The sequence below is a fragment of the Clostridium psychrophilum genome, assembly GCF_018861705.1.
GTDB classification, from domain to species: Bacteria; Bacillota; Clostridia; order Clostridiales; family Clostridiaceae; genus Clostridium_AD; species Clostridium_AD psychrophilum.
Map to the genome: position 1 here is coordinate 1 of NZ_JAHLEC010000128.1, position 8,495 is coordinate 8,495.

11 protein-coding genes are annotated in these 8,495 nt (G+C 26.4%); 8 read left to right on the plus strand and 3 right to left on the minus strand.

Going from position 1 to position 8,495, the window contains the following annotated elements; all coding sequences use genetic code 11:
- Positions 1–641 precede the first annotated feature (641 nt).
- Positions 642–827, plus strand: a complete 186-nt coding sequence (locus KPL38_RS16900; RefSeq protein ID WP_216290313.1) for a hypothetical protein — start codon at positions 642–644, stop codon at positions 825–827.
- Between the two features lie 1,447 nt (positions 828–2,274).
- Here the strand turns inward: KPL38_RS16900 and KPL38_RS16905 are convergent.
- From KPL38_RS16905 to KPL38_RS16915, 3 genes are all read right to left on the minus strand, one after another.
- Positions 2,275–2,433 (minus strand): hypothetical protein, encoded by a 159-nt coding sequence (locus tag KPL38_RS16905; protein WP_216290314.1) that lies wholly within the window; start codon positions 2,431–2,433, stop codon positions 2,275–2,277.
- Between the two features lie 142 nt (positions 2,434–2,575).
- Positions 2,576–2,833, minus strand: a complete 258-nt coding sequence (locus KPL38_RS16910) for a DUF5652 family protein (protein ID WP_216290315.1) — start codon at positions 2,831–2,833, stop codon at positions 2,576–2,578.
- Between the two features lie 119 nt (positions 2,834–2,952).
- The gene (locus KPL38_RS16915) at positions 2,953–3,522 is read right to left on the minus strand and encodes a recombinase family protein (RefSeq protein ID WP_216290316.1); all 570 of its coding nucleotides are present in this window, start codon (positions 3,520–3,522) and stop codon (positions 2,953–2,955) included.
- 226 nt (positions 3,523–3,748) lie between these two features.
- Here KPL38_RS16915 and KPL38_RS16920 point away from each other — a divergent pair, with 226 nt between their 5' ends.
- The 7 genes from KPL38_RS16920 to KPL38_RS16950 form a co-directional block, all read left to right on the plus strand.
- Positions 3,749–3,946 carry a DUF4158 domain-containing protein gene (locus tag KPL38_RS16920; RefSeq protein ID WP_216290317.1) on the plus strand — a complete coding sequence of 66 codons (198 nt, stop codon included), beginning with the start codon at positions 3,749–3,751 and terminating at the stop codon, positions 3,944–3,946.
- Positions 3,947–4,171: 225 nt separating this feature from the next.
- On the plus strand, positions 4,172–4,330 hold the full coding sequence (locus KPL38_RS16925) for an aspartyl-phosphate phosphatase Spo0E family protein (RefSeq protein WP_216290318.1): 159 nt from the start codon (positions 4,172–4,174) through the stop codon (positions 4,328–4,330).
- 236 nt (positions 4,331–4,566) lie between these two features.
- Positions 4,567–4,698: a cyclic lactone autoinducer peptide gene (locus KPL38_RS16930; protein ID WP_312884261.1), complete on the plus strand. Its 132-nt coding sequence runs from the start codon at positions 4,567–4,569 to the stop codon at positions 4,696–4,698.
- Between the two features lie 88 nt (positions 4,699–4,786).
- A complete protein-coding gene (locus KPL38_RS16935; protein ID WP_216290319.1) occupies positions 4,787–6,097 on the plus strand; it encodes a sensor histidine kinase in 1,311 nt (436 codons plus the stop codon).
- Positions 6,098–6,109: 12 nt separating this feature from the next.
- On the plus strand, positions 6,110–6,673 hold the full coding sequence (locus KPL38_RS16940; RefSeq protein ID WP_216290320.1) for an accessory gene regulator B family protein: 564 nt from the start codon (positions 6,110–6,112) through the stop codon (positions 6,671–6,673).
- A gap of 326 nt (positions 6,674–6,999) precedes the next feature.
- Complete coding sequence (spo0A, locus tag KPL38_RS16945) at positions 7,000–7,812, plus strand: sporulation transcription factor Spo0A (protein ID WP_216290321.1); 813 nt, start codon at positions 7,000–7,002, stop codon at positions 7,810–7,812.
- A gap of 582 nt (positions 7,813–8,394) precedes the next feature.
- A partial coding sequence (locus tag KPL38_RS16950) for a small, acid-soluble spore protein, alpha/beta type (protein ID WP_216290323.1) occupies positions 8,395–8,495 on the plus strand: 101 nt, incomplete at its 3' end.

An 8,495-nucleotide genomic window follows, 5' to 3' on the forward strand; every position in this document is an offset into this window, starting at 1 on the left:
TATTGTTCTATGCCCAGAATGTGATGCAAATATGATAATCAAAGGACGATGAGATTATCATATTTGCTTGGCATAAGGGTTTTTACTCGACCGTAGGGAGATTTTGTTCTTAATGTCATAACGAAAATAATACATTACAGCAATAAAAATTAAAATTATAACTATCCTAGCTGTTATATAAAAATTGTTTTTATTATTAATATGTTTCATTCTTTCACCTCAACATGAAATCATTTATATGCAAATATTTTCTATTATATTGTATACCCTTCCAGTTTCTAAAGAAAAGTTTTATTAAAAAATTACTTGTCCTATAAACCTTACATAGTAAAAGTTCGTTTTATATGCTAAACATGATAATATGACCTTTTGACAATTCATATAAAAAATTCATTAGCACTCCAGGGCTAATGAATTTTTTTATTCTTTTTTCTTAATTGGTAAGGCATACAATAGGTGTCTTTTTATTGTGCGCCCGTGAATATAGGTTCAGGTAGTCTAAACATAGTTACTTCTATTGTAAACATTGTTTTATTTGAGTAACTGGAATGTCTAGTGTTGGAGCTACTGTAGCAATATAACTTTATCTGAATAACATATAATAGCAGTTTATAAAGATGAAACTGCGAGGAGGCCAAATTTTGCATAAAGATGAAATTAATTATAAAGAGTGTCAGAATTATTCTTATTGGCACAATTCTGATAATAGTAAAACTAATTACTATTATAGTAGTGACAATAATTCAGATAAGTGTAAGGAACATCATTGTAACAGGTGTGATAAACATCACTGTAATGTATGTCCTACTGGAAATACCGGAGTATAACATAGGAGGAGGCTTCAAAAATGCTAAGTTTTATTGGATGTTATAAGTTTAATAGTTGTTTTTTGATGTAATTATTGTTAGTGAGGCAAGTGTTACGTTGGACTTTTTTTAGTAAATTCCTCTGTAAGTGGGGTGGAGCCAACTAAATCGACAAAACCCACGTTAAGAAATATAGTTCCACAAACCTTCGTTTTCGGTACTTAAATAAAAGTCATAGAAATAGTCACTTTGTAGATGATTTTTAGTTCTAAAATTATTACCAAAAACAAAGTATCAAAACAATTCTAATATAACCTTTATGGTACTTGTTTTTGGATATTAAGGGCTTAGCGTAGGTAAAAAACATGATTTATATCCACTTTATGTCTTAGAGTGGATTTTGTCGGAAATGTTGGCGCTACCCCTATTAGTCTATAAACATCTTTGTAGTCATTTACTAAAAAAATATATCAGAATCATGTTTCTTAATCAGAGCGGTTTCTATACCATTAACTGTACATAAGATTAATTCCGCACAATAGCTATCGCCTATAGTAGTAACATCATTTAAAATAATATTTTGAAAAAATTGGATATCTCTCATTTTTTTATTATTTTCAGAATGATCAGTTGAATGCTTTTATTTATATATACTTAAGGGTAATGATAAATAATATCTATAAAAAAGAGGAAATAAAGTATATATATGGAATATTTATATTATGAAATTAATCAACGAGGGAGGTATTTATAGTATTAAGAAAAGTAACATAACACCAACCCTTTTCCAATTATTTCTTTGAAATGTGTATAATCATAATTGGATTTTTAAGGAGGAGATTATATGAATAATAAATTAATTAAGAGAGATACTTTATTAGCCTTTGGGGTTCTAATAATATTCGTATTGGCGATTTTCATGTTAATACATATTAAAATTTATATGCATTTTATCATCTAACATACAAAAAGCATACAACATAACTAATTTTTTGATATTGTGTGTTTTTCATTTTATGAGTTTTAGATAGAAAAGTTAACGCGGCATCGTTCAATAGTTTGTTTCAGACATAGAGCAATTTTCGTAGCTATCATCATTTAAGTATATACTTATGGTGATAGCTTTTGTCGGCTCAACATCTGAAAGCAACCCTATTCATTTTACGGCATAACTATTTGAAACTAAAATGTATAATATTGCATATAAAAATATACTGTAATTAATAGTACTAATTTAAATAAATAGGAGGTAATTTAAGTCAAGAATAAAAAGATTTTGAATGTATTTCTTCTTTGTTTAGGAGGAGGATTTGGTGTATTAGGAAATAAATATGGTATATTATATTCAGCCCTTTCGTCAGTATCATTTATCTTATGTGGAATGTTTTTCCTCAATAAAAAAAATGCTTATACTTCTTTAAAATAAATACTAGGAATGTTTAATATAACAAAAAAACATCAATATAAATTATGAATTTTTTTGTCGTGAAGATGTTATTTCACGGCATTTTACTTGTTTTATTAAACTTTTTATTTTTGACTTTATGTTTAAATCTTTTTCGTTTTCATCACTAATTATTATATAATCACTGAGTCTTTTACTACAATTAGTTTTATCTCGTGTCATTTTCACTAAATTCCTAATATTAGCATGAACTTACTTCTTAACGTAATCTTGGCGTAGTGATCGCAAAGCGTAAATTTACAACGCTAAGCTAGTTATTTACATTTAAACATTATTATTTTAATATTTCTACTTAAAACTATTTTCAGTTTTTCAGTGGTCTCTTGTTGCCTATTTTAGTTGGTGAACAATTTATGAAAGAAATTTCTTTTTTTTTGAAGAAAACGAGATAAATTATTTCAAGGATCCCAACTGTATTTACTATTAAAAGCGTAATATACCATATTAGTTGTTTGTTACGAGCTGAGTGCCAGAGAGCTATGCCCTTCCAGACAACTGACCAAGCAATTAATAAATAAAGTATTGGACTATTTGGATTTAAGACATGCATTATATTATTCATTCTTATCACTCCCAGTAGATATATTTTTATAGATCAAGTTAATTCATAATATCTAACAATTTGAATTACCAAATATGTATACCATTAAATTTATTAGATTTAAACTCTCTGAAGTATTTTTAATTTACTATTTTACTTATTTCTTCTATTGATTTATATAAAGTTGGCTTTGAAATATTAAACATACTACATATATCTTTGACTGTTGTTTTTTTTTGTTGATATAGTTCATAGACAGCTTTCTTTTTAGTAATATCTAGTTTTGGTTTTCTTCCTCCAACTTTACCCCTTGTTCTTGCAGATGCTAAACCCTCCTTTGTCCTTTCACTTATAAGGTCCCTTTCAAATTGGCTAATTCCTGCCATAAAAGTAAACATTAATTTTCCCTGAGATGTAGTAGTATCTAACCAACTTTCTTTTAAACTCTTAATATTAGTACCTTTCTTTTCAATTAATTCCACCAGGTTAAATAAATCCTTTGTACTTCTGCTTAATCTTGTAAGATCTGATATTAATATAACATCACCTTTTCTTAATTTACCTAATAACTTATTTAATCCAGGTCTATCTGCCTTAGTTCCTGTAATCTTCTCCTGAATTATTTCTTCAGCTCCTGCTAATTTTAAAACATCAAGTTGCCTATCCAAACTTTGTTCTATTGTACTTACTCTTGCATATCCAAATACCATTTACATTACCCCTTTTACTTATACTTATAGTAAACTAAATGGTCATACTTGTAAATAGGTTTACTTTGATTTATTTACTAAGTTTATTTACCTTGTAAATGGCTTATATTTGTTATTATCAAAAAGAAGAAAGTAGTAAAATAAACGGCCGTTTATTTTACTATATTGTTTATACTATGTACGCTATAGTTATGTCAGATTATAAAATATTTAAGGGGCAATAAATATGAAAAGAAATTGGGAATTAGAAGATTTAGTTGAGCAGTTTACAATTATGCCTAATGATATGTCACTTATCAGAAATAATTCGGGCGAAACTAGACTTGGTTTTCCTATAGTATTAAAATTCTTTCAGTATGAAGCAACGTTCTCCAATTTTAAAAATGAAATACCTAAACAAGTAGTAGAGTATATTGCAAAGTGAGTCCAAGTAACAGGAAATTCTTTTGAAAACTATGATATGAACAGCAGAACTTATTATAACCATAAATCTCAGATTAGAGAGTATTTTAATTTTATGAACCTACAACTGAAGATGCTACTCTTGTAACAGAATGGTTATCAAAGTATATTTTCTACATGTCTAAATAATTAGTTATGTAATAACATTCCTGTTTTTATTATAATTGGTAATGAAAGAAGGGATAGTATGACACAAAGGGAAGAAATAGAGCGAAAAATAGAAAAAGTCAAATTTTTAATTTATGCTCTATTAGACGCGAATGAGGCATTAGCTGACCCCAAATTAGTAGTACTTAGCCAAAAGCTAGATGAGCTACTGAATCAATATAATAAATTATTAGACTAAAGTTAATAACTTATTGTATAAAATTAACAAAGGAGCCTAAAGGCTCCTTTTAATGTTCAAAATTAACTTGTATTCATAAGTATTAATATAACTAAGTTGACCTGTTACTGGTGTGAATTTTTAAATTGTAAATATATACTTATTATAAAGGAATATGTAAAGTTATGTAGAATATATATTTTAGAGCTTATTTGGGTAAGCTTAATCATTAGATCTATAAAAAGGGAGGAATTAAAGTGAAAAAAATAATTTGTGCAAGCATGACCATAATAGGATGCTTAGCATTGTTCTTTGGAAATGTAGCTATTATGCCAGCATCACTTATTAATTCACATGAACCTAAATGTCGTGACGAATTTTTAAAGTAAAAGTATTGACTCTTTTGTAAAAAAATTATATGTCTAATTGACAGAAGTAATACAAAGGAGTCAATAATTTATTGAGAGGAAGATAAAAATGATTATAGAAATAATACTGGATGCTTTAGAATCATTAATATTATTAGGAATTTTTAGTTCATTAACAAACCAAAAGAATTATATTATTGAAAATAAAATCAAAATGTTGTTGTTTTGTATAATATATGTTGTTATAACTTATCTAAGTACACATTATGTTACTAATAATGTGTATCATACATTGATTGTAATAGTTACTTCTATATTGTTATTAACCTTCATTACAAGAATAAATCTTTATTCCTCTACTATTATATTTTCTTTGTTTTTTGCAATAATCTTTACTACGGAAACTTTAATTCAATTTATTGAAATGTTTGTATTTAAGGTGGAATTAAATCAAATTCTTACTGTTTTTAAGTATAGACTTATTTTTATAGTTGGATGCAAAGCGCTACAGATACTTGTTACAATGATTCTCATAAAATATAATATATTTTCTAATAAAATCAAACTATTTAATAGAGAAAAATCTCTTCTTTCTGTATTTTTAATAGAAATAGGAATTTTTGATTTATTTATATACATTCTGATATTCAATGTTTTAAATATTGAGAATAACAAAACATATGATATATTAATATTTAGTTTATTTTTTACATTCTCAATAATAGCATTTATGTACTTAAAAGAAAATGAAAAAGTAATAAATATAAACAGTAAATATAAAGTTCAAGAATACCAAATCTCTAATATGGAAGAAATAATTAGTATTATTAGACAAGAAAAACATGATTATGCTAATCATATAAATGTTATACAAGCATTATGTTGTTTGAACAAGCCAAATACCGTTGAGCGAATAAACGAATACGTATCAAAACTTTCAGACATAATTCACTTATCATTTAGTTACTTAGATACTGGAAATGATTATATAGATGGTTTATTATCAATAAAAAACAACTATGCAAAGCAAAATAGAATAGATTTCAAAGTACTAATTGATGAATCTTTTAGTTTACTAAAAATTAAGGAGGATGAATTAATAAGTATAATTAGTAATATTATAGATAATTCATTTGAGGCATTAAGGGTAAAATCATTGGATGAAAAAAAAGAAATGTCTATTACTACATTTTTAGATAATAAACATTTCTGTATTCAAATAGCAGACAATGGAGATGGTATTCCTGACGAAATAATAAACAAAATCTTTGAAAAGGGGTATTCCACAAAAACTAAGAAAAATAGTGATCATGGGTATGGATTATATATTACTAGACAATTAGTCGAGCATAATAATGGAAACATTTCTGTAGAAAGGATGTCAGAAGAAACCAAATTTTTAGTTAAATTTCAAATATAAAAGGATAAATCAATGAATAAAATAATTAGGTATTTAGTAAAAACAATATCAGAAACAAATTCACGATTTACAGATCTAGAACTTAAAAAAATGGAATATGGATTGGTTTGTTTATTTGATGAAATTACTAAGATTATCCCATATTATATTATATTCTATTTATTTTCACTTCAAAAATACTATGTAGTTATTTTTATATTTTTTTGTCCAATAAGATTATTTTCAGGTGGTTACCATGCAAAAACATATTGGGGATGTTTTTTTATTAGTTTTATAACTTTCTGTGTAATTATTATTTTTGGAAAATATATGACAATAAATATCATTACATCAATACCATTATTGATTAGTTCTGTTTTACTTATATACTTTTTTTCGCCTGTTGATAATATAAATAAAAGAATAAAAAGCAAAGAAAGAAGAAAGAAACTCAAATACCTTTCTGTAGTCACAACTTCTTTATTGAGCGTAATGTCTTATATTATACCGAATAAATTCTTTACAACAGCAGTCCTAGCTATTTTTATAGCTGTAATGATGATGATGATGGGCTACATAAATAAAAATAACAATTAAAATCTTATGCTCATTATAGTTTATTTCATTGAATTAATTTTATTAAATCAAATGCTCTTTACTATTGTATTAAAAGCTCATACATGATTTTTAACCTCTTTTTGTTATTCTAATAGTTAGCGTTCTCCTATTAGAAAGATGATTAAATTTTTTTATAGACAATCATTTTTTATATCGTCAAAATGCACGTGTATGTTGCCTTAAAGTAGGGACATTTAATTTACCACTTGACTATAATCGTCCCTCTTATGAATGCATAAACACAAAAAATATACAGATTTATAAATATTAGTATATATCACTGAGATGTAAAGGAGATTGCAAATATGCAGGAGTCGAAAATAAACGTAATAATTGCTGATGACAATAAGGAATTTTCTAATATTCTTAATGAGTATCTATCAGGTCAAAAAGATATTATTGTCACTGGAATTGCAAATAATGGATTAGAAGCATTAAAGTTGATTGAAGAAAAAAAGCCTAATTTAGTAGTACTCGATATGATTATGCCTATTCTCGATGGTTTGGGGGTTTTAGAGAGGTTAAATACAATGAATTTAAACCCAATGCCTCGTATAATAATTTTATCAGCAGTTGGTCATAGGAGAATAACCCAAAAAGCCATATCACTAGGAGCAGATTATTATGTTTTAAAACCTTTTGACATGGAAGTATTGGTTAAAAGAATAAGAGATATATCAGATAACACTATATGTAGCGATGATTTTAAAAAAACATCTACTTATCCTGATAATACTGAGATTAAAATCAATAAAGAGCAACCAGTTGACATGATCGCTCAGATAACATATATTATGCATGAAATTGGAGTGCCTCCTAATATAAAAGGCTATATGTATTTAAGAGAATCAATAAACATGTTAGTGAATGATATCGATCTTTTATCATCAGTTACAAAAAAAATATATCCATTGATAGGTGAAAAATTTAATACTACTGCTAGTAGAGTGGAAAGAGCAATGAGGCATGCAATAGATGTTACATGGAGTAGAGGTCAAGTAGAAACTATTAATAAAATTTTTGGGTATTCTATTAGTAATGAAAAAGGAAAACCAACTAATTCAGAATTTATAGCAACGGTAGCTGACAAGTTAATATTACAAAATAGGATTAGCTAATTAGTTACTGTGATTTTGGATCAAAAGATGCTTAAGTTAAGAATATTAGGTCTAAAAGTTGAGTTCATTTTTAAAAAAGCTAATAATGTAGATTCAATATAAAAAATCTTTTAGCCTTAACCGATCAAAGGCATTCAATATTAATTTTTATTATTTGCCCTGTCCTCTTCTTGAAGAAATTTATACTATAATAAAAGCTCATGTATACTAATGTCAGGGGTTGGCTTCTTTGATACTATAGTTATAGTTATTTTTCGCTTATAAGAAGTTAAAAACTATTTAAATTAGAACTAATGACATAATTACAAATATATAGTAATAATAATATTATATTAGCTTATTTATAAGGAGCTAGTTTTTAAACGCAAAGGTAATCTGGATTCCACATCCTGCCTTTGCGTTTCTTATTTATGGGTAAAGTTCGTATTATATCAAATAGTTTATTTATTATTCAGTGAGATAATACTCCTTTTTTACTTTATTATATTAAAATATCCATCGATTACTATGAATACTTCTTATAATAATGTAAAGGATAATAGCAAATGAAAATTAATATTATTTAAAGAGGGGGTAATTTATATGACAAGAAATAGAGTATTGTATCCACAGGCTAAGGCTGGATTAGATAAATTTAAGATGGAAGCTGCTAAAGAAGTAGGGGTAAATCTTAAAGAAGGTTA

Coding starts and splice junctions, on each gene's coding strand:
- KPL38_RS16905 (WP_216290314.1), bottom strand. CDS start 2,433: ATGACACGAGATAAAACTAATTGTAGTAAAAGACTCAGTGATTATATA.
- KPL38_RS16910 (WP_216290315.1), bottom strand. CDS start 2,833: ATGAATAATATAATGCATGTCTTAAATCCAAATAGTCCAATACTTTAT.
- KPL38_RS16915 (WP_216290316.1), bottom strand. CDS start 3,522: ATGGTATTTGGATATGCAAGAGTAAGTACAATAGAACAAAGTTTGGAT.
- KPL38_RS16920 (WP_216290317.1), top strand. CDS start 3,749: ATGAAAAGAAATTGGGAATTAGAAGATTTAGTTGAGCAGTTTACAATT.
- KPL38_RS16925 (WP_216290318.1), top strand. CDS start 4,172: ATGACACAAAGGGAAGAAATAGAGCGAAAAATAGAAAAAGTCAAATTT.
- KPL38_RS16935 (WP_216290319.1), top strand. CDS start 4,787: ATGATTATAGAAATAATACTGGATGCTTTAGAATCATTAATATTATTA.
- KPL38_RS16940 (WP_216290320.1), top strand. CDS start 6,110: ATGAATAAAATAATTAGGTATTTAGTAAAAACAATATCAGAAACAAAT.
- spo0A (WP_216290321.1), top strand. CDS start 7,000: ATGCAGGAGTCGAAAATAAACGTAATAATTGCTGATGACAATAAGGAA.